At 35.1% G+C, this 276-nt stretch carries 1 protein-coding gene; it reads left to right on the forward strand.

The window, feature by feature from the left end; genetic code table 11:
• Positions 1-104: 104 nt before the first annotated feature.
• The coding region (locus AOA60_RS34980; protein ID WP_368731598.1) for an ATP-binding protein at positions 105-276 on the forward strand (172 nt) is incomplete at its 3' end.

Below are 276 nucleotides of genomic sequence, written 5' to 3' on the forward strand. Positions count from 1 at the left end.
GCAGGGTGTTTAGGAAATTCCAAGGTGTATGTAAGGAACATGGTATTAAACTTATTGATGAGATCTCTGAGCTTCCAAATCCAGTTTATGTAGATGGAGACCGAATGGAACAAGTTCTAACAAATCTTATAGATAACGCAATAAGATATACATCTGAGGATGGTAGCGTTATCCTTAGAGTGGATGAATATAAAAGTGGAATTAAAATAGACATAGAAGATACTGGTACAGGAATTCCTGAAGAAGATCTCCCATTTGTTTTTGAACGCTTTTATA

The sequence above is a fragment of the Pseudomonas sp. 2822-17 genome (assembly GCF_002742485.1).
Lineage (GTDB): Bacteria > Pseudomonadota > Gammaproteobacteria > Pseudomonadales > Pseudomonadaceae > Aquipseudomonas > Aquipseudomonas cyclaminis.